Here is a 17,992-nt window from a genome sequence, read left to right as displayed (position 1 = left end):
GACGTCCACGCCCCCGGACGACGACGACGGCGGTACCTCCCGGCACGGGAGGCACCGCCGACGAACTGCCTGGCGTAGTTTATTCCGCGGCTATTCCGCCTCCACCGCCGCAGCGACGGCTGCGGACACGGCCGGGGCGACGCGCGGGTCCAGCGGGCTCGGCACGATGTAGTCGACGGAGAGCTCACTCTCGGCCAGCTCCGCGATGGCGCGGGCCGCGGCCAGCTTCATCGCCGGAGTGATCCGGCGTGCGCCGGCGTCGAGCGCGCCGCGGAAGATGCCGGGGAACGCCAGCACGTTGTTGATCTGGTTCGGGAAGTCGCTGCGGCCGGTGGCCACCACGGCGGCGTACTTCACGGCCACTTCCGGCAGGACTTCCGGGTCCGGGTTAGAGAGGGCGAAGACGATCGCGCCCTGGTTCATCAGCCTGAGGTGTTCTTCGTCCAGCTTTGAGGACGAAACGCCGATGAAAGCGTCCGCGCCGGCGAGTGCCGTGCCCGGGCCGCCGCTGATGCCGCGGGGGTTGCTACGGCCGGCGATGTCAGCCTTCTTGCTGCCGGCATCGGCCACAAGGTCCGCCCGGTCCCGGTTGATCACGCCACGGGAGTCCAGCAGCACGACGTCGTCGATCCCGGCGGCCAGCAGGATTTCGGCGACGGCGATTCCGGCGGCGCCGGCGCCGGACACGACTACCTTGAGGCCTTCCAGTGCCCGGTTGGTCACCTTGGCGGCATTGGTGAGCGCCGCCAGGACGACGACGGCGGTGCCGTGCTGGTCATCGTGCATGACCGGGCAGTCCAGGGCTTCGATTAGCTTTTCCTCGAGTTCAAAGCAGCGGGGGGCGGAGATGTCTTCCAGGTTCACCGCACCGAAGCTGGGGCGCAGCCGGACCAGCGTCTCGACGATCTCCTCGACGTCGGTGGTGTTGAGCACCAGCGGGATGGAGTCGAGATCGCCGAACGTCTTGAAGAGGGCGGACTTGCCTTCCATAACAGGCAGTGAGGCGCTGGCCCCGATGTTGCCAAGACCCAGCACGGCGGTGCCGTCGCTGACCACGACCACCAGGCGCTGGGCCCAGGTGAGTGTCTTGGCCAGCTCGGGGTTGGCCGCGATGGCACGGCTGACCTGCGCGACGCCGGGCGTGTAGGCAATCGACAGGTCGCGCTTGCTGGCGAGCGGAACGGTGCTGGTAATGGAGAGCTTGCCGCCCTGGTGGGATGCGAAGATCTCCTCGTCGCTGAGCGCTGCTACCGCACCGTCGGGGGAACTGGGGTGGGCGGGATTGATCATTTCAATGGACACGTCGCTGTCTCCTGGGGCTCACCGTGGGCACACGGCACTTGGCTGCTTGGGCACTGGTGTGCCCAAGATGGTCTGGGGGGAACTCCGGGGCGGGCCCGGGTGGGCGGGCCGCCCGCGGCGAAATTCCCGGGAGTGCTGGCGCCGCCGCCGTTCCTGTTCCGCCATAGTAAACAACGGCGATCCCGCGCGAAGATTCGACTGGGACACATTCCGGTAACTGGTCTAGACCAACCGGGGGGCCTGGCGACCCTCGGCCAGCAGCGAGCAGGCCTTTTTCAAGTTTTCCTCGGCCTCGAACAGCGACAGCCGGCGGCAGCGGACGGATTGGACCAGGCCGGTGACGGTGAGCAGCAGAACCCGCGAGACGGCGGCGTCGCGGCTCAGCGTTGTCACGGCCTTCTCCGCCGTGGCGTCAATGTCCCGGAGCAGCCGGGTGGTGTCCGTGTCCTTCGCATAAACCACGCGGTTCAGGCACTGTTCCACGGCAGGCTGCATGAGGCGCATGTGGAAGATTTCCATCACCACACCCACCAGCGCGTGCGCGGGAACCTTGGTCCCCGCCGGCCACACGCCAAGGTGCAGCTCACCGAGTTGCTTGCGGTAAAGGGCCAGCATCAGCTGGGTCGGGGAGGGGAAATAGCGATAAAGCGTGCCGAGCGGCACGTCGGCCTTGGCCGCCACCTCGGACAGCACCACGGAGTCCAGGCCCTTGCGGGCGAAGCCGGCTGCGGCGTCGAGGATCCGCGCGTAGCGCTCCCGCTGCCGGGGCAGGGTGGGCGGCGGGGCCATCGGTGGAAGGTCCGAAAGAAGTTCAGGCATCAGCAGCGTTCCGGGGTTGATTTTCTCGGCAGCCGGGACGGTTGGTCCACAGCGCTGCCGCGGCAATGCCGTCCACTATACGGCACCCCACGGGGCTATTTGCCAGTCAAACGGTCTTCCCGAAAGCTAGTCCACGCCCTTGATCTTCACCACGAAGACCGCGCCCAGCAGACCAATCACCGCGGCCGCGAGGTACAGCGAAACATACCCGCCCCACAGTGCCACGAAGGGGTACGCGATGAGCGGCGCGAGCACCTGGGGCAGTGAGTTGGCGATGTTGATGACCCCCAGGTCCTTGCCCCTGTTCAGCGCCGTGGGCAGGACTTCGGTGATCAGGGCGAAGTCCACGGCCAGGTAGGAGCCGAAGCCGACGCCCAGCACCGCGGCCCCGATCAGGGCCCCGGGCCAGGTCGGGGCGAAGCCCAGGATCAGCGCGGCCGCGGCGATGATGACCGAGGAAAGGATGACGAGCGGCTTACGCCGGCCCATCCGGTCGCTGAGCCGGCCGCCGATCACACTCGTAACAATCACCATGACCGCATACAGGCCGGTGAGGATCAGGACGCCCAACTCCGCCCCGATCCCCTCCGTCTCCGGCAGGCGCACGGCGTCGGAGAGGAAGAACAGCAGGTAGAGCGTCACCATGTGATTGCCAATGTTCACGAGCAACCGGGTCAGCCACGCCCAGGCGAAATCCGGGTGCCGGGCAGGGGAGATCCAGAAGCCCCGGGCAAATTCGGCCAGTTTGAACGGCGGCCGGCCCTGCGGCGGCAGCGCGACGTCGTCGTTCTCAAAGAAGTACAGCACGACGCCAGCCAGCAGCGCCGCGGCACAAACCACGTAGCCGAGCGCGAAGTTGCCGGAGACGACGGCGGCGATCACGGCGCCGGCCAGAATGCCGACGGTCTGGCCCATCGCGGCGAGACCACCCACAGTCCCCCGCTGCGGCACCGGCACCCGGTCCGGGATAGCGGCAGTGATGGCCGCGTAAGCCCCGTTGCACCCCGCCTGCACGAAACACCAGAGGATGGCCATCACGGCGACGTTCGGGGCGCCGGCGAGCGCCACCAACGCGGCAGCGCCGAGCACGGCACCGAAGAGAACCCACGGCAGCCGGCGGCCGCGGCGCGAAACGGTGCGGTCACTTAAGGCGCCGAACAGCGGGTTGGCCACCAGCGACACCGCCGCGCCGGCCCCGGTGACGAGAGCCAGGATGGCCTCCTTCTCGCCCTCGTTGAACGCCGCCGCCTGCTGGCCGAGCAGCACCTGGAGCGGGCCGAAGAAGGCCGCGTTGATACCCACGTTGACCAGGACGACGCCCGCGGTCCAGACCGGACGCACCCGGCGCTCCGGCTCGGCAAGGGCGGCGTCTTCCGCGCCGCCCTTGGCGGCCTTGGCTCCGGAACCGGCGATGGCGTCGGGCCCATCGGACAGACTCATCTGGTTTCCCCCCGGAACTATTGTCTGAAGCTGATAATCCGTGTGGGCCCACACTATCGTGGGCAGCAACATCCACCCGCTGCGCAACAGGAGACACCTTGCCCGACTCCCCCGTGACCCCCGCCGACCCCGTTAACACCGCCGACCTCTACGATGAGCGGGGCGGGGAGCTGGACTCAATCCCCCTGCAGTTCCAGTCCCTGGGCGGCCGCACGCACTTCAGCGGCCCGGTCCGGACCATCCGATGCCTCGAGGACAATGCCCTGGTCAAGTCGGTCCTGGGCACGCCCGGGAACGGCGCCGTCCTGGTGGTTGACGGCGGCGGCTCGCTGCGCACCGCACTGATGGGGGACCTCATCGCGGCGAGCGCCGTCGCGAACGGCTGGGCCGGCGTCGTGATCAACGGTGCTGTCCGGGACCGGGTGGCGATCGCCGGACTGCCACTGGGTGTGAAGGCACTCGGCAGCAACCCGCGCAAGAGCGCGAAGGCCGGGGCCGGGGAATGCGACGTAGAGCTGGAAATCGACGGCGTCACCGTCCGGCCCGGCCAACTGATCTGGTGCGACCCGGACGGGATCCTATTGGAACGCTGAGCGGCTCCGCCTGAAGGACGGGAAGAAAGCGGGCACTAAGATAGTTACTGAAAGCAACCTTAGCTCTTGCCCCCGCAACTTCCCCTTGGAGCAGTTATGTCCAAAAGCACGTCCACACGCCTCCCCGGCACCGTTTTGACCCGACGGCAGACCATCACCGTCATGGTGGGCCTGATGCTCGGTATGTTCCTGTCCTCCCTCGACCAGACCATCGTGTCCACGTCGATCTACACCATCGCGAACGACCTGGACGGGCTCTCGCTGCAGGCGTGGGCAACAACGGCGTACCTGATCACCTCCACGGTGACTACGCCGCTCTACGGCAAGCTCAGCGACATCTTCGGGCGGCGCCCGCTTTACTTGGCCGCTATCCTGATCTTCCTGGCCGGTTCGCTCTATGCGGGCTCGGTCCACTCGATGACCGAACTCGCGCTTGCCCGTGGCATCCAGGGCATGGGCGCGGGCGGGCTTCTGGCCCTCGCCCTGACCATCATCGGGGACATCGTCTCACTGAAGGACCGCGCCAAATACCAGGGCTACTTCATGTCCGTCTTCGGCGTCTCCTCCGTGCTGGGACCGGTGATCGGCGGTGCCTTCGCCGGCTCCGCCACAATCCTCGGCTTCGACGGCTGGCGCTGGGTCTTCTTCATCAACATCCCGATCGGCCTCGCGGCCCTCGCCGTCGTGTTCCTGTTCCTGCACCTGCCGGTGAAACACGTCAAGCAGAAGATCGATTACTGGGGCGCCGCGGCCATTACCCTGGCGATCGTGCCGCTGCTCCTCGTCGCCGAACAGGGCCGCAGCTGGGGCTGGAGCTCGCCCGCTGCCTTCCTCTGCTACGGTCTTGGCGTGCTCGGCACCGTCGCGTTCCTGCTGGCCGAAAAGCGTGCCGGCGACTACGCCCTAATTCCCCTGCGGCTGTTCCAGAACATCACCTTCGGGCTTTCCTCAGTGCTGAACTTCATCATCGGCGTCGGCATGTTCGGTGCGATCGCGATGCTGCCCATGTACCTGCAGCTGGTCAAGGGCCTCACCCCCACCCAGGCGGGGCTGATGATGATCACCTTCACGGTGGGCATCCTCACCGGCTCCATCACTGCGGGACGGACCATCTCGGCCTCCGGCACGTACCGGATCTTCCCGATCCTGGGCACCGCCGCACTGACCTCGGCCGCCGTCGTCATGGGCCTCTCCCTCGGCGTCGACACGCCGCTCTGGGTTCCCGGCGCGATTGCCGTGTTCTTCGGCCTGGGCCTGGGCTTCTGCATGCAACCTCTCACCCTCGCCATGCAGGTCTCCGTACCGGCAAAGGACATGGGGGTAGGCACGTCCTCGGCCGCTTTCTTCCGGTCCATGGGCGGCGCCGTCGGCACCGCGGTTTTCATCTCAATGCTGTTCAGCCTCGCGGCGGACAAGATCGCCACGGGCATGAAAGAGGCCGTGCAGAACGCGGACTACCTCAAGGTGCTCAAGGATCCGGCCGTGGCGGCAGACCCCGCCAACGCCAAGCTGTACGCATTCTTCAAAAATGGGGCAAGCAACGACTCGCTGAACGACACGAGCTGGCTGCACACTGCCAACTCCGCACTGACCCGGCCGATCACTGAAGGATTCGCACAGTCGATCGACGCCGTCATGCTGACCGCCGCCGCCCTCACCGGCATCGCCTTCCTCATTACCTTCGCCCTGCCGAACAAGAAGCTCACAGATACCAAGGCTGCCGCCAGGGAGGCGGCCCCGGCCCACTAGGCCGCAGGGGACCGTCCTATCAACACCGCGTCCGCAGTTCCGTGAGGTGCATCCCAGCGGTGCCGGTGTAAGACTTGGGATGCGGCGTGAGCCGAGGACCGAGATCTGCCGAGGAGCCCCCATGACCAACAAGGACCAGTCCGTCGCCAAGATTTCCGGGCGGGTTATTTGGCTGGCGGCGGCGGGCGCGGTTGGAGGCTTCCTCTTCGGCTTCGACTCGTCCGTTGTCAACGGGGCAGTCGACGCCATCAAGGGGCAATTCGGACTCAGCGCGGCCGTGACCGGCTTCGCGGTCGCCGTGGCGCTGCTGGGCTGCGCGGTCGGTGCCTACCTGGCAGGACGGATCGCGGACCGCTACGGCCGGATCCCGGCGATGAAGATCGGCGCCCTGTTGTTCCTGGTCAGCGCCTTTGGCGCAGGTTTCGCCTTTAGCGTCTGGGATCTGGTCTTCTGGCGCCTCGTCGGCGGCCTGGGCATCGGCCTCGCCTCGGTGATCGCCCCGGCCTACATCTCCGAGATCTCACCGCGCCGGGTGCGCGGCCGCCTGGCCTCGCTGCAGCAGCTCGCCATCACCACCGGTATTTTCGCCGCGCTCCTCTCCGACGCCGTGTTCGCCAACTCTGCCGGCGGCGCCGGACAGCCGCTGTGGTTCGGCGTCGAGGCCTGGCGCTGGATGTTCGTCGCCGGGGCGGTCCCCGCGATCGTCTACGGCTGGGTCGCGTTTACGCTGCCCGAGTCACCGCGGTTCCTGGTGTTCAAGGGCAAAGAAGAGGAAGCCCTCAAGGTGTTCCAGTCCATCGCCCCGGACGAGGACACCGACCGCAGCCTGCGCGATATCAAGACGGCCATCGAAGAGGACGCGGCCTCAGGCAAGAAGGGCTCCTTGCGCGGCAAGGCTTTGGGCCTGCAGCCCGTGGTCTGGATCGGCATCATCCTGTCCGTGCTGCAGCAGTTCGTCGGCATCAACGTGATCTTCTACTACTCCACGACGCTCTGGAAGGCTGTGGGCTTCCAGGAGAAGGACTCGCTCACGATCTCCGTGGCAACAGCGATCACCAACATCCTGGTGACTCTCGTGGCCATCGCGCTCGTGGACCGCGTGGGCCGCCGTCCCATCCTGCTGACAGGCTCCATCGGCATGGCCGTCTCGCTGGCGACGATGGCCCTGGCCTTCAGCTCGGCCACCGGCTCCGGCAGCGACATCACCCTCCCCGGCGCCTGGGGCACGGCAGCCCTGGTGGCCGCCAACGTCTTCGTCATCAGCTTCGGCGCCTCCTGGGGTCCGCTGGTGTGGGTGCTGCTGGGCGAGATCTTCCCGTCCCGCATCCGCGCCCGCGCCCTGGGCCTTGCCGCGGCCGCTCAGTGGATCGCCAACTTTGCCATCACGCTGAGCTTCCCGGTGATGGCGGCGGCCTCGCTGCCATTGACCTACGCCATGTACGCCGCGTTCGCGGCGGCGTCGTTCTTCTTCGTGATGTTCAAGGTGCCGGAAACCAACGGCATGGCGCTGGAGCAGGCGGAGACGCTTTTTGTGCCGAAAGGCTCGGCCAGGAAGAAGTAATGCCCGCGGCTGCCACGCAGGGGCGCTGCGGTCGGGGCGTCCCCGTGCGGGGCGGGCTAGACCAGGTGCGGCTGGTGAGAGGTGAGATCTGGCCATCCATGAGGGAGGCTCCTGAATTCGTGATTCGTTCTGTTGTCCGCCAAGCCTGCCGCCGTCAGGTCTGCAGGGATTCGTTGAGGCGGCTGATCACCGGGATAGCGGCCTCGAGGGCCTGCCGTTCGGGGCCCGTGAGTGAGCCGAGGATCCCGGCCATCAATGCGTTGCGTCGCGTATCGGCGGATTCGACGGCGGTGTGGCCTTCGCCGGTGAGCTTGACCCGGACGGCGCGGGAGTCAGCCGGGTCAGGCTCGCGCCGGACCAGGCCGGCCCGTTCGAGTTTGATGATCTGCTCGGTGGCGCTGGGAACCTTGACGCCAAGGTTCCGGGCAATCTCGCCTACCCGTACGCCGCTATTGTCGACGGTGTCCAGCAACATCTTGAGCGTGCCGAGCTGGGCGGCACTGAGCTCGCCGTAGGCGTCCAGCCGCCGGACCATATGAATGCTGTGTCGCAGGGCCTCCCGAAAATCCCGGGAGAGCGCGATCAGGGCGGCATCCGGCACCGGTTTTTCGTTCACAATTAGGAATCCTAACATTTAGGGAGCCTAATAGACAAGGCTCGATGATGCACCACAGCCCCCCAGCATGTACCTTTGAGAGGCTGATTTTGTAACCGCCGTCACTTGACCGCGGCGGATAATGCTAAGGATTGTTGAAATGCCCGACCAGACAACCGTGGAGCAGAGAACTGTCTCCAGCCGCGACTCCGCGCCCCATCTTGCCCGCTCGTTGAGCAACCGGCACATCCAGCTGCTGGCAATCGGCGGCGCCATCGGCACCGGCCTCTTCATGGGCTCCGGCAAGACCATCTCAGTGGCCGGTCCGTCCGTGATCTTCGTGTACATGATCATCGGCTTCATGCTGTTCTTTGTGATGCGCGCCATGGGCCAGCTGCTGCTGTCCAACCTGAACTACAAGTCCTTCAGTGACTTCGCCGGCGACCTGTTGGGCCCCTGGGCGGGTTTCTTCACCGGCTGGACCTACTGGTTCTGCTGGGTGGTCACCGGGGTGGCCGACGTGATCGCGATTGCCGGCTACGCCGAGGAACTCTGGCCCGGCATCCAGCTGTGGGTCCCCGGGGTCGCCACCATCATCATCCTGTTGCTGCTGAACCTCCCGACCGTCAAGGCCTTCGGCGAGACCGAGTTCTGGTTCGCCCTGATCAAGATCGTGGCCATCGTGGCGCTGATCGTGGTGGGCCTGGTCATGATCTTCACCGGATTCCAGTCGAACGCCGGCACCGCCGCCTTCAGCAACCTCTGGAGCCACGGCGGTTTCTTCCCCAAGGAATTCATGGGCTTTGTGGCCGGCTTCCAGATTGCCGTGTTCGCTTTTGTGGGCATCGAGCTGGTGGGCACCGCCGCGGCCGAAACCAAGAACCCGGAGCACAACCTGCCGCGCGCCATCAACGCGATCCCGCTGCGCGTCATGCTGTTCTATGTGGGCGCCCTTATCATCCTGATGTCGGTCACACCGTGGACCGGCTTCAAGGCCGGCCAGAGCCCCTTCATCGCCATGTTCTCCCTCGCCGGCCTCGGCATGGCTGCCACGGTGGTGAACTTGGTGGTGCTCACCTCCGCCATGTCCTCGGCCAACTCCGGCATCTACTCGACCTCCCGGATGGTCTTCGGGCTGGCCAACGACGGCGATGCGCCCAAACTCTTCGGCCGGCTCTCGAGCCGCAAGGTTCCGCAGAACGCCCTGTTCCTGTCCTGCGTGCTGCTGCTCGCCGGCGTCGCACTACTCTATGCAGGCAAGGACGTGGGCGTGGCGTTCGATATGGTCACCACGGTGTCCGCGGTCTGCTTCATGTTTGTCTGGAGCATCATCCTGGCCAGCTACCTGGTGTTCCGGAAGCGCCGCCCTGAGCTAAACTCCGCCTCGACGTTCAAGGTGCCCGGCGGCATCCCGATGGTGTGGGTGGTGTTCGCGTTCTTCGCGTTCCTGGTCTGGGCGCTGACCACGCAACCGGACACCCTCGTGGCCCTGCTGGTCACGCCGCTCTGGTTCGTGATCCTCGGCGCGGCGTACCTCGTCGTCCGTCGTTCGCCCTTGCACCAGGCGCGGGTCACAGAGTGGAAGGCGATGGCCGACGCCGAAACCGCGGCCGCCGTCCGTTCCTGACGCTCCCGCAGATTCACGGGAGACGCTCCCACAGATCCCCGGCTCAAATGACGGGCCCTCCCTCACATCAGGTGAGCGAGGGCCCGTCTTTTTACGCAGAACATGAGGGAGCGTCCGGCTAGACGGCCGCCTTCGCCTCCTCGACGAGACCACAGACGGCCGGAAACAGGGGGTGCTCCGCGTCCAGGCCGGTGATCTTCGCCGTGGCTTCCTCCGGGGTGGAGGAGTTCAGGATCTGCGCCAACTCGACGGCCTCGGCGTCGGCCGGGTCGTTGAAATGCAGGGCGGCCGCGATCGCGCCGAGCAGCGCCTCGGGGACGATCCCGCGCTCGGCCAGTTCCGCCGCCGGGCCGATGAAGCGCTCATGCCGGCTGAGCTTGCGCAATGGTGCCCGCCCCACCCGGTTCACGGTATCCGGAAGGTGCGGGTTGGAGAAGCGGCCCAGGATCTTCTGCACATAGGCTTCCTGCTCGTCGCGGTTGAAGCCGTGCTTGGCCACCAGGAGCTCCTTGGTCTCGTCCAGCACGGCGCGCACATCCGCGGCGACGTCCTGGTCCGCCATGGCCTCGGCAATTTTCTCCCGCCCGGCCTGGAAGCCAAAGTACGCGGCGGAGGCGTGCCCGGTGTTGACCGTGAACAGCTTGCGCTCGATGTAGGGCGCCAGGTCGTCCACGAAGGTCACTCCCGGAATCACCGGCGCTTTACCCGCGAACGGGGTGCGGTCGATGACCCACTCGTAGAACGTCTCCACCGTGACGTCCAGGCCTTGGCCCGGCGCCTGGTTGGGCACAATCCGGTCCACCGCCGAGTTGGCGAACACGGCGGCGTCATCCAGGGAACCTGCGGCCGGATCCCACTTGGCGGCCACTTCGGTCTTCAGGATGTCGGTCGCGTTGATGGCGTTTTCACATGCCATCACCTGCAGCGGTGCCAGTCCCGCCGCCCGGGCCGCGATCCCCTTGGCGATCACGGGCGCCACAAACTTGAGGATGTGCGGTCCCACGGCGGTGCTGACAATGTCCGCCGTGGCGATTTCCGCGACGACCTCGGCTTCCTGGGTGCCGGAGTTCAGGGCGCGGAATTTGTCCACGGTACGCACGGCGGGGTTGTCCCCCACCTCGTGGACCTGGTAACTGTCCGCCGCGGCGAGCTGGGTGATGAGGGCGCCCGCGACATCCGCGAACACCACCTCGTACCCTGCCTCGTGCAGCAGCAACCCGACGAACCCGCGGCCGATGTTTCCGGCTCCGAAATGAACAGCCTTCACTAGGCATTGACCTTTCCGAACAGGTCGAGCACTTCATCGACGGTGGTTGCCGCCTCCAGCTGCGCGACCTGCGCCTTGCTGGTGAAGACCTTGGCGATGGAGGACAGGATCTGGAGGTGCTCGTTGTTGATGCCAGCGACGCCGACGACGAACTTGACCTCCTTGCCGTTCCAGTCAATGCCGTTCGGGTAGCGGACCACCGAGACCGCGGACTTCATGATGTGGTCCTTGGCGGCGTTGGTGCCGTGCGGGATGGCGAGGTAGCTGCCCATATAGGTGGAGACGGATTCCTCCCGCTCGTGCATGGCCGCCACGTAGTCAGCGTCGACCGCGCCGCGCTGCTGCAGCAGCCGGCCCGCCTCCTCGATCGCGGCGTCACGGGTGGTCGCCGTGCCGCTGAGGACCACGCTGTCTGCCGCCAGGATGCCGGACGGACCCGCTTCTGTGTTGGCTTCGGGTTCGGCGACGGCGGTCGCTGTTGGAGCGTTGCTGCTCTTGACCAGCTCTACGACCTCGTCGTACTTGGGCGAGTTCATGAAGTTGTCCACCGAGACGTGAATGGCGCTGGACGTGGCGGGCTTCGCCCGTTCGGTCAGATCCTGGTGCGTGATGACGACGTCGTACGTGTCGCTGAGGTTCGCGATGGCGGAGTTGGTGACCAAGACGCCCGGGTAGCCGGCCGCCTTGATCTTGTTCCGCAGCACCGAGGCGCCCATGGCGCTGGAGCCCATGCCGGCGTCGCACGCGAAGACAATGTTCCTGACCGGCCCGGCAAGCACCGCGACTCCGCCCGCACCGACGGCCGTTCCGGCGCCGGCTCCCGCGAGGGCGGACGAGACGGAGCTCTTCTTGCCCTTCATGGTTTCCATCCGGGTGGTGGCGGCGCCGAGTTCTTCCTCGTCCGGGGTCTTGCTGGTTCGCAGGATGACCGAGGCAATCAGGAAGGACACGGTGGCAGCGAGCAGCACCGACAGGCCCACGCCCAGCAGGCTGTCCGCCGGAGTGGCGGCAAAAACGGCGATGATGCTGCCCGGGGCGGCCGGGGAGCGAAGCCCCGCGCCGGTGAGTACGAGGGTGAAGATGCCGGTCATGCCGCCGCCGATCGCAGCAAGGATGATGATGGGCTTCATCAGCACGTACGGGAAGTAGATTTCGTGGATACCGCCGACGAACTGGATCAGGGCCGCGCCCGGGGCCGAAGCCTTGGCCAGGCCCTTGCCGAAGATCATGTAGGCGAGCAGGATGCCCACGCCCGGACCGGGGTTGGCCTCGAGCAGGAACAGGATGGACTTGCCCTGGGCGAGCGCCTGTTCGGTGCCCAGCGGGGTGAGGATCCCGTGGTTGACGGCGTTGTTCAGGAACAGCACCTTCGCGGGTTCGATGAAGATACTCGTGAGGGGCAGCAACCCGTTGTGGACCAGAAACTCGACGACGGCGCTTGCGCCGTTGCTGAAGGCTTTCACCACCGGTCCGATGACGAGCATGCCAAAGATTGCCATGATGGCGGCGACAATACCCGCGCTGAAGTTGTCGATCAGCATCTCAAAGCCGGGCTTGACCTTGTCCTCCCAGAGGCGTTCGATCTTCATCAAGATCCACGCCGTCAGCGGCCCCATGATCATGGCGCCGATGAACATCGGGATGTCCGTTCCGACGATCACGCCCATGGTGGCGGCCGCACCCACGACGCCGCCGCGCACGCCGTAAACCATGCGGCCGCCGGTATAGCCGATCAGGAGCGGCAGCAGGTAGGTGATCATCGGGCCGACCAGTTTGGCCAGATCGGCGTTCGGGGAGAAGCCGGCCGGGATGAAGAAGGCGGTGATAATGCCCCAGGCAATGAAGGCGCCAATGTTGGGCATGATCATTCCGGACAGGAAGGTGCCAAATTTCTGGACGCCGACCCGCATGCTGGTCCGGGGTTTCGCAACTGTCTCTGTTGCCATGTGATTTCCTAACCGTGATTCCTGCTGCACCGCAGGATTGTCCGATATTTTCGGCGAGCTAGTTGGTGGAGATCCGGTGAAGCCATTCGAGGAAGAGCTTGAGTTCGGAGCTGGAGAGCTGGTCCGAGTGCGAGGCTTGCAGCGCCGCGTTCAAGGCGATGGCTGCCACCACCACCGGGGATTTCCCGGAGTCCTCCGGTGCGGTTTGCCGGGCCTGTTCCGTGGAGACCGCGAAGATCATGGCGTCGCGGGTCATGGTGGAAAGCTCAAGGTTGCGTTCAGGCGCCTTCTCGGTGATGAGCATCAGTGTTACGCCCACGTTGGCGGCCAGGATGCTCCGGGCTGCCTCCTTGGGCGGGACGGCGAGTTGCCCGCCGACCGCTGCTTTGTTCAGCATTTCCTCCATCAGTGCCTCGGCGTCAGCGACGACGGCGGGACGGCTTTCGGAGCGGATATTGCCGAACATGACGAGGTACAGCTCGGGCTGCTTCAGGCCGAACTGCACATGCTGGTCCCACATCCGCCGAATGTCCTCCAGCGGTTGCCCGGACGGGGCAAAGTCGCGCTCCCCGGCCACGTATTCGTCGAATCCGGCGGCCACGACGGCGTCAAAGAGCCCTTCCTTGTCGCCGAAGTGGTGATAGAGGGTGGGTGCGGTCACCCCGGCCAGCTGGGTGATCTGGCGGGTAGAAACCGCGGCTCCCCCGGACTTGGCCAGCAACCCCGCCGCTGCACGCAGCAGCCGGGTTTTGGGCGGTAGCTGGCCATTGGTACTCATGACCGCTACCCTAGCACCTATAGCAACGCTATATGAAGTGAATCACATACACTTTTTTCAGGTGCGGCTTTCCAGAGACAGCGAGTCGCCGGTTGACGCAGCGGACAGCCGCAGGAAATCTATGATCCAGCGGACCGAGGCGGCACCTGAACAGACTTACTGGCTCACGGCAGGGAATGAGGATTTCAGTGCAGAACTTCCAAGGTGTAGGCGTCAGCCCCGGCAGGATCATCGGCACCATCCGCCAGATGCCTAAAGCGGTCAGTGAGCCGCCGGCAGGCGAACAACTCCCGGCCGGCGTGTCCGCCGAGGATGCGACGGCGGCGCTGAAGACGGCGGCCAAGGCAGTCCACGACGAACTCAAGGCCAGGTCCGAGACGGTCAGCGGTGACGGCAAGGCGGTCCTCGAAGCCACCGCCCTGATGGCCACGGACACCATGCTGCTGAAGTCGGCGGCGAAACTGATCGGCCGCGGCAGCTCCAACCAGCGGGCCATCTGGGAAGCCGGCGCTTCAGTTTCGGAGATGCTGCACAACCTCGGCGGCTACATGGCCGAGCGCGCCACCGACGTGCTGGACGTCCGGGCCCGGATCGTGGCGGAGCTGCGCGGCGTCCCGGCCCCGGGCATCCCCTCGTCCGGGACCCCGTTCATCTTGATTGCCGAGGACCTTGCTCCCGCAGACACGGCCACGCTTGATCCCGAGAAGGTGCTGGCGCTGCTCACGGCCGGCGGCGGACCGCAGTCGCACACCGCCATCATCGCCCGCTCGCTGGGCCTGCCCGCCGTCGTTGCCGCCGTCGGCGTGGACGCGCTGCCGGACGGCACCGAGGTCTTTCTCGACGGCGCCGCAGGCACCATCACCGCGGACCCGGACGCCGCCCAGCGCGCCGCAGCGGAAAACTGGGCCGCGACCGCGTCGCTGCTGGCCGCCTTTGACGGGACCGGAGCGACGGCGGACGGCCACCTCGTCCCGCTGCTCGCCAACGTCGGCGGGGCCAAGGACGCCGTCGCGGCCGCCAAGCTCAATGCCCAGGGCGTGGGGCTGTTCCGGACCGAGTTTTGCTTCCTGGAACGGGACACCGAACCCACCGTGGACGAACAGGCCGCCGCGTACAAGGGCGTCTTCGACGCCTTCCCGGGCAAGAAGGTGGTGCTTCGCACCCTCGACGCCGGCGCTGACAAGCCGCTGCCCTTCCTGACCGACGCCACCGAGCCCAACCCTGCCCTCGGCGTCCGCGGCTACCGGACGGACTGGACCACCCCGGGCGTGCTGGAACGCCAGCTTGAGGCGATCGCCCGGGCGGAGCAGGACTCCGCGGCCGACGTCTGGGTGATGGCGCCGATGATTTCGACGGCAGAGGAGGCCGCACGCTTCGCGTCTTTGTGTGCGACGGCCGGCATTAAGACGCCCGGCGTCATGGTGGAGGTGCCGTCCGCGGCGCTCACAGCCGAAGCCATCCTCCGGGAGGTGGGCTTCGCGAGCCTGGGCACCAACGACCTCACCCAGTACGCCATGGCCGCCGACCGGCAGCTCGGCCCGCTCGCGGGGCTGAACACCCCGTGGCAGCCGGCGGTGCTCCGGCTGGTGCACCTCACGGTGGAGGGTGCCACCGCGGAGGGCCGCGGCAAACCGGTGGGCGTCTGCGGCGAGGCCGCGGCGGATCCGGCCCTCGCCGTCGTGCTGACCGGACTGGGCGTGACCACCTTGTCCATGACGGCGCGCTCCCTTGCCGCCGTCGCCGCAGTGCTGAAGACGGTCACGCTGGCCGAGGCGAGGGAGCTGGCCACGCTTGCCCTCTCCGCCCCGAGCGCCACCGAGGCGCGCGCGTGGGTCCGGGCGAAGCTGCCCGTGCTCGAGGAACTGGGCCTGTAACCGGCCTGTGACGCCCACCCGGGACGTTAGGATGCAGTCCATGACACTGATTGCTCCCCGGGTGACGGCCGGGCTCCCTGCCAAGGACGCACAGAACCTGCAGTACGCGCTGAACGGCAGCAACGACATCACGGTGTTCGTCGACGGCACCGTTCACCGCCTGCCGCCCGGCGCGAGGGACGCCGTCGTCGACCTGTTGGGCCGCTTCAGCCGGGGCGAGTCGGTCACGGTCAGCAGCGTGGAGGAGATGCTGACCACGTCGAAGGCGGCGGAGCTAGCGGGGATCTCGCACACCTACCTTCGTAATATGACGGACCGCGGCGAGATCCCGGTCGAATACCGCGGCACGCACCGGCGGATCCGGCTGGCCGACATCATGGCATGGCTGGAGACCCAGAAGAAAAATTCGGATGGTTCGTGACGGCTTGATAAGGATCAAACAACGATCCGGGCCCGGCGCGGAAACGCGGCAGAGGCCGGGGTTACGCTTGAATCGTGGGTAAGTTCAGAGGGTGGCACATCCTGGCCGGCATCGCCGCCCTGGTGCTCACCGGCATCCTCGGAACCGCGATGGGACTGAACTACACGGCAGCTTTCATGGCCGGCTGCGTGGCGTTCGTGGCCGTGGCCCTGTGGACGGATAGCCGGATTGGTCGCCGGAGGCGGGAGGCCGCGCGGGAGGCAGCGCGGGCGTCAGCGTCCGAAACGGCGCAGCCGTCGTCCGAGCCGGCCCTCCGGGACGGCCACAAACCCCAAGGCTCTTAGAGCCTCGGCCGTTCGGCCCAGCGCCGCGCTTTCAGCGCCGCGTGGAGTTCCAGCCGGACGATGCCCTTGAGCGGATCGACGCCCAGTACCTGCCGGATCCGGCCGAGCCGGTTGTAGATGCTGCTCCGGTGCAGGTGCAGCTTGGCCGCTACCTCCTGGACCGAGCTGTCGTTGTCGTAGAAGAGTTCCAGCACCGGAAGCAGTTCACCATTGCGGTCGTGGTCTTCGAGCATCCGGAAGTAAACGGAGCCGGCATCCGCCCACGCTCCGGCGCCCCCGCCCGCGGAGGCCAGTAGCTGGTACAGGCCGGTGGCGCGCGAGTCCACGAGTTCGCCGAGCTGGGGGTCCACTGCCGCGGCCTGTGCCGCCTGGCGGGACTGCCGGTACGCCTCGGTCAGCTCGCGCGGCCGGGAGAATCCCTCGGAGGTGCCGAGGATGACCCGTTGGACCGGCCGGCCGCCGCGCTTGGCAAGTTCCAGCTGGTAATGCACCAGGACCTGGGCGTGGTCGGCGCGCCCGGTGGACTCTTTGAACAGCACGACGGCGTGCGTCTCCGTCCCGGCGCTGAACAGGGCGGCATCCACGCCGATGGTGGCCTGCAGCGCGGATGATCGGTGGATCAGGGTTGCCGCGATCGGGTCGGAGCCCCCGGCCCAGCCGTCGGCGTCGAGGACTGTCACCAGCTGCCACGGCCCGCGGCCCTGCACTTCTTTCCAGCCCGCGACGGCGGCGACGGCGTTCGCCTCACCCCGGCAGGCGGCCAGGAACTCCTGCTCGCGCCGCCGGCGGAACTCGGATTCGGCGGTGTTCGAGTCCAGCAGCAGCGCGGAGAGTTGTTCCAGCTGGCGCTCCACGTCCGGGAGCTGCGCCAGGACGGAGCCGGCCGTGGGCTCCTCGGCGTCGAGCTGGACCCAGAGATAGCCCACCCGGAACCCGCGGACCAGCAGCGGGACGCAGACCCGTCCCAGCATTCCGAGTTCCTCGTTGGCCGGCACGATCACCGGGCGCACCGCCGTCGCGATGCCGTGGGAGAGCTGCCAGGCGCTGACGTCCACCGGAACACGCTTGCTCAGCAGGAAGTTCACCCGGACCCGGTCCGCGTGCGACTGGTTGGAGCTGTAGGCGAGCAGGACGCCGTCGAGGTCTTCCAGCGATAATCCGCGCCTCAGCCTGAGAGCCACGAGCTCCACGAGCTGCTCCACATCCGGCTGCTGCATGTTGCCACATTACTGCCCCGGCGGTCCCGCGGCGAACGGAAAGGCCGGCGGACAGCAGGCGACACCTGACGTCCCGCGAGTCGACACATGTCGAGGGCATCTTTTCAAAATCCCCGAAAACCCGGGAGGTGCACCCGCGGCGGGCCTGGATGCTCAGTAGCCTGCCTCACAACGGGTCATATTCTTGAATCACAACTTCCCCCGCACAGCCCGGCCCACCGGCCGCCACCACTGGAGCCCAAAAATGATCATCGGTATCCCTAAAGAAATCAAGAACAACGAATTCCGCGTGGCCATCACGTCCGCCGGGGTGCACGAGTTCCGCCAGCATGGCCACACCGTCCTGGTGGAGCGTGGTGCCGGCCTGGGTTCCGGCATTACGGATGAGGAATACGCGATTGCCGGCGCCGAAATCGTGATGGATGCCGACGACGTGTGGGCCCGCGCCGACATGGTCAT

At 66.7% G+C, this 17,992-nt stretch carries 15 protein-coding genes and 1 pseudogene; 8 read left to right on the top strand and 8 right to left on the bottom strand.

Going from position 1 to position 17,992, the window contains the following annotated elements:
* Positions 1 to 90: 90 nt before the first annotated feature.
* The 3 genes from ABIB14_RS15510 to ABIB14_RS15500 all read right to left on the bottom strand — a co-directional run bounded on the left by ABIB14_RS15510 (position 91) and on the right by ABIB14_RS15500 (position 3,561).
* A complete protein-coding gene (locus tag ABIB14_RS15510) occupies positions 91 to 1,290 on the bottom strand; it encodes an NAD(P)-dependent malic enzyme (protein WP_354236847.1) in 1,200 nt (399 codons plus the stop codon).
* Positions 1,291 to 1,524: 234 nt separating this feature from the next.
* A complete protein-coding gene (locus ABIB14_RS15505) occupies positions 1,525 to 2,121 on the bottom strand; it encodes a TetR/AcrR family transcriptional regulator (RefSeq protein ID WP_354236811.1) in 597 nt (198 codons plus the stop codon).
* Positions 2,122 to 2,247: 126 nt separating this feature from the next.
* Positions 2,248 to 3,561, bottom strand: a complete 1,314-nt coding sequence (locus ABIB14_RS15500; RefSeq protein ID WP_354236810.1) for an MFS transporter — start codon at positions 3,559 to 3,561, stop codon at positions 2,248 to 2,250.
* A 98-nt stretch (positions 3,562 to 3,659) separates the two neighbouring features.
* Between ABIB14_RS15500 and rraA the strand changes: the two genes are divergently transcribed.
* The 3 genes from rraA to ABIB14_RS15485 all read left to right on the top strand — a co-directional run bounded on the left by rraA (position 3,660) and on the right by ABIB14_RS15485 (position 7,464).
* Positions 3,660 to 4,154, top strand: coding sequence for a ribonuclease E activity regulator RraA (rraA, locus tag ABIB14_RS15495; RefSeq protein WP_354236809.1), 495 nt, complete (start codon positions 3,660 to 3,662; stop codon positions 4,152 to 4,154).
* A 96-nt stretch (positions 4,155 to 4,250) separates the two neighbouring features.
* Positions 4,251 to 5,903, top strand: coding sequence for an MDR family MFS transporter (locus ABIB14_RS15490; RefSeq protein WP_354236808.1), 1,653 nt, complete (start codon positions 4,251 to 4,253; stop codon positions 5,901 to 5,903).
* A gap of 121 nt (positions 5,904 to 6,024) precedes the next feature.
* The gene (locus ABIB14_RS15485; protein ID WP_354236807.1) at positions 6,025 to 7,464 is read left to right on the top strand and encodes a sugar porter family MFS transporter; all 1,440 of its coding nucleotides are present in this window, start codon (positions 6,025 to 6,027) and stop codon (positions 7,462 to 7,464) included.
* Between the two features lie 154 nt (positions 7,465 to 7,618).
* Here ABIB14_RS15485 and ABIB14_RS15480 read toward each other — a convergent pair whose 3' ends face one another.
* Positions 7,619 to 8,098, bottom strand: coding sequence for a MarR family winged helix-turn-helix transcriptional regulator (locus ABIB14_RS15480; protein WP_354236806.1), 480 nt, complete (start codon positions 8,096 to 8,098; stop codon positions 7,619 to 7,621).
* A gap of 121 nt (positions 8,099 to 8,219) precedes the next feature.
* Here ABIB14_RS15480 and ABIB14_RS15475 point away from each other — a divergent pair, with 121 nt between their 5' ends.
* Complete coding sequence (locus ABIB14_RS15475) at positions 8,220 to 9,686, top strand: amino acid permease (protein ID WP_354236805.1); 1,467 nt, start codon at positions 8,220 to 8,222, stop codon at positions 9,684 to 9,686.
* 118 nt (positions 9,687 to 9,804) lie between these two features.
* Here the strand turns inward: ABIB14_RS15475 and ABIB14_RS15470 are convergent, their stop codons facing one another.
* From ABIB14_RS15470 to ABIB14_RS15460, 3 genes are read right to left on the bottom strand one after another with little or no spacing between them, the layout of a single operon-like run.
* Entirely contained in the window at positions 9,805 to 10,953 is a 1,149-nt protein-coding gene (locus tag ABIB14_RS15470) for a mannitol-1-phosphate 5-dehydrogenase (RefSeq protein WP_354236804.1), read from the bottom strand.
* Entirely contained in the window at positions 10,953 to 12,899 is a 1,947-nt protein-coding gene (locus ABIB14_RS15465; protein ID WP_354236803.1) for a PTS mannitol transporter subunit IICBA, read from the bottom strand. The genes ABIB14_RS15470 and ABIB14_RS15465 overlap by 1 nt, the downstream gene beginning before the upstream one ends.
* 58 nt (positions 12,900 to 12,957) lie before the next feature.
* Positions 12,958 to 13,677: a TetR/AcrR family transcriptional regulator gene (locus ABIB14_RS15460; protein ID WP_354236802.1), complete on the bottom strand. Its 720-nt coding sequence runs from the start codon at positions 13,675 to 13,677 to the stop codon at positions 12,958 to 12,960.
* Between the two features lie 188 nt (positions 13,678 to 13,865).
* On the opposite strand from ABIB14_RS15460, the gene ptsP reads away from it, so the two are divergent.
* From ptsP to ABIB14_RS15445, 3 genes are all read left to right on the top strand, one after another.
* Entirely contained in the window at positions 13,866 to 15,551 is a 1,686-nt protein-coding gene (ptsP, locus tag ABIB14_RS15455; RefSeq protein WP_354236801.1) for a phosphoenolpyruvate--protein phosphotransferase, read from the top strand.
* A 40-nt stretch (positions 15,552 to 15,591) separates the two neighbouring features.
* Entirely contained in the window at positions 15,592 to 15,972 is a 381-nt protein-coding gene (locus ABIB14_RS15450) for a helix-turn-helix domain-containing protein (protein WP_354236800.1), read from the top strand.
* A 74-nt stretch (positions 15,973 to 16,046) separates the two neighbouring features.
* A complete protein-coding gene (locus ABIB14_RS15445) occupies positions 16,047 to 16,316 on the top strand; it encodes a hypothetical protein (protein WP_354236799.1) in 270 nt (89 codons plus the stop codon).
* Here ABIB14_RS15445 and ABIB14_RS15440 read toward each other — a convergent pair.
* On the bottom strand, positions 16,313 to 17,533 hold the full coding sequence (locus ABIB14_RS15440; RefSeq protein ID WP_354236798.1) for a PucR family transcriptional regulator: 1,221 nt from the start codon (positions 17,531 to 17,533) through the stop codon (positions 16,313 to 16,315). The two genes, ABIB14_RS15445 and ABIB14_RS15440, sit on opposite strands and share 4 nt — an antisense overlap.
* Before the next feature lie 244 nt (positions 17,534 to 17,777).
* Here ABIB14_RS15440 and ABIB14_RS15435 point away from each other — a divergent pair.
* Positions 17,778 to 17,992 (top strand): annotated as a pseudogene (locus ABIB14_RS15435) (alanine dehydrogenase); the annotation flags it as partial.

The organism is Arthrobacter sp. UYEF3, from assembly GCF_040546245.1.
GTDB lineage: Bacteria > Actinomycetota > Actinomycetes > Actinomycetales > Micrococcaceae > Arthrobacter.
Note: the sequence above shows the minus strand (reverse complement) of the source record. Positions and strands in the feature narration are given on the sequence as shown.

Coding starts and splice junctions, on each gene's coding strand:
- ABIB14_RS15510 (WP_354236847.1), bottom strand. CDS start 1,290: ATGATCAATCCCGCCCACCCCAGTTCCCCCGACGGTGCGGTAGCAGCG.
- ABIB14_RS15505 (WP_354236811.1), bottom strand. CDS start 2,121: ATGCCTGAACTTCTTTCGGACCTTCCACCGATGGCCCCGCCGCCCACC.
- ABIB14_RS15500 (WP_354236810.1), bottom strand. CDS start 3,561: ATGAGTCTGTCCGATGGGCCCGACGCCATCGCCGGTTCCGGAGCCAAG.
- ABIB14_RS15490 (WP_354236808.1), top strand. CDS start 4,251: ATGTCCAAAAGCACGTCCACACGCCTCCCCGGCACCGTTTTGACCCGA.
- ABIB14_RS15485 (WP_354236807.1), top strand. CDS start 6,025: ATGACCAACAAGGACCAGTCCGTCGCCAAGATTTCCGGGCGGGTTATT.
- ABIB14_RS15480 (WP_354236806.1), bottom strand. CDS start 8,098: ATGTTAGGATTCCTAATTGTGAACGAAAAACCGGTGCCGGATGCCGCC.
- ABIB14_RS15475 (WP_354236805.1), top strand. CDS start 8,220: ATGCCCGACCAGACAACCGTGGAGCAGAGAACTGTCTCCAGCCGCGAC.
- ABIB14_RS15465 (WP_354236803.1), bottom strand. CDS start 12,899: ATGGCAACAGAGACAGTTGCGAAACCCCGGACCAGCATGCGGGTCGGC.
- ABIB14_RS15460 (WP_354236802.1), bottom strand. CDS start 13,677: ATGAGTACCAATGGCCAGCTACCGCCCAAAACCCGGCTGCTGCGTGCA.
- ABIB14_RS15450 (WP_354236800.1), top strand. CDS start 15,592: ATGACACTGATTGCTCCCCGGGTGACGGCCGGGCTCCCTGCCAAGGAC.
- ABIB14_RS15440 (WP_354236798.1), bottom strand. CDS start 17,533: ATGCAGCAGCCGGATGTGGAGCAGCTCGTGGAGCTCGTGGCTCTCAGG.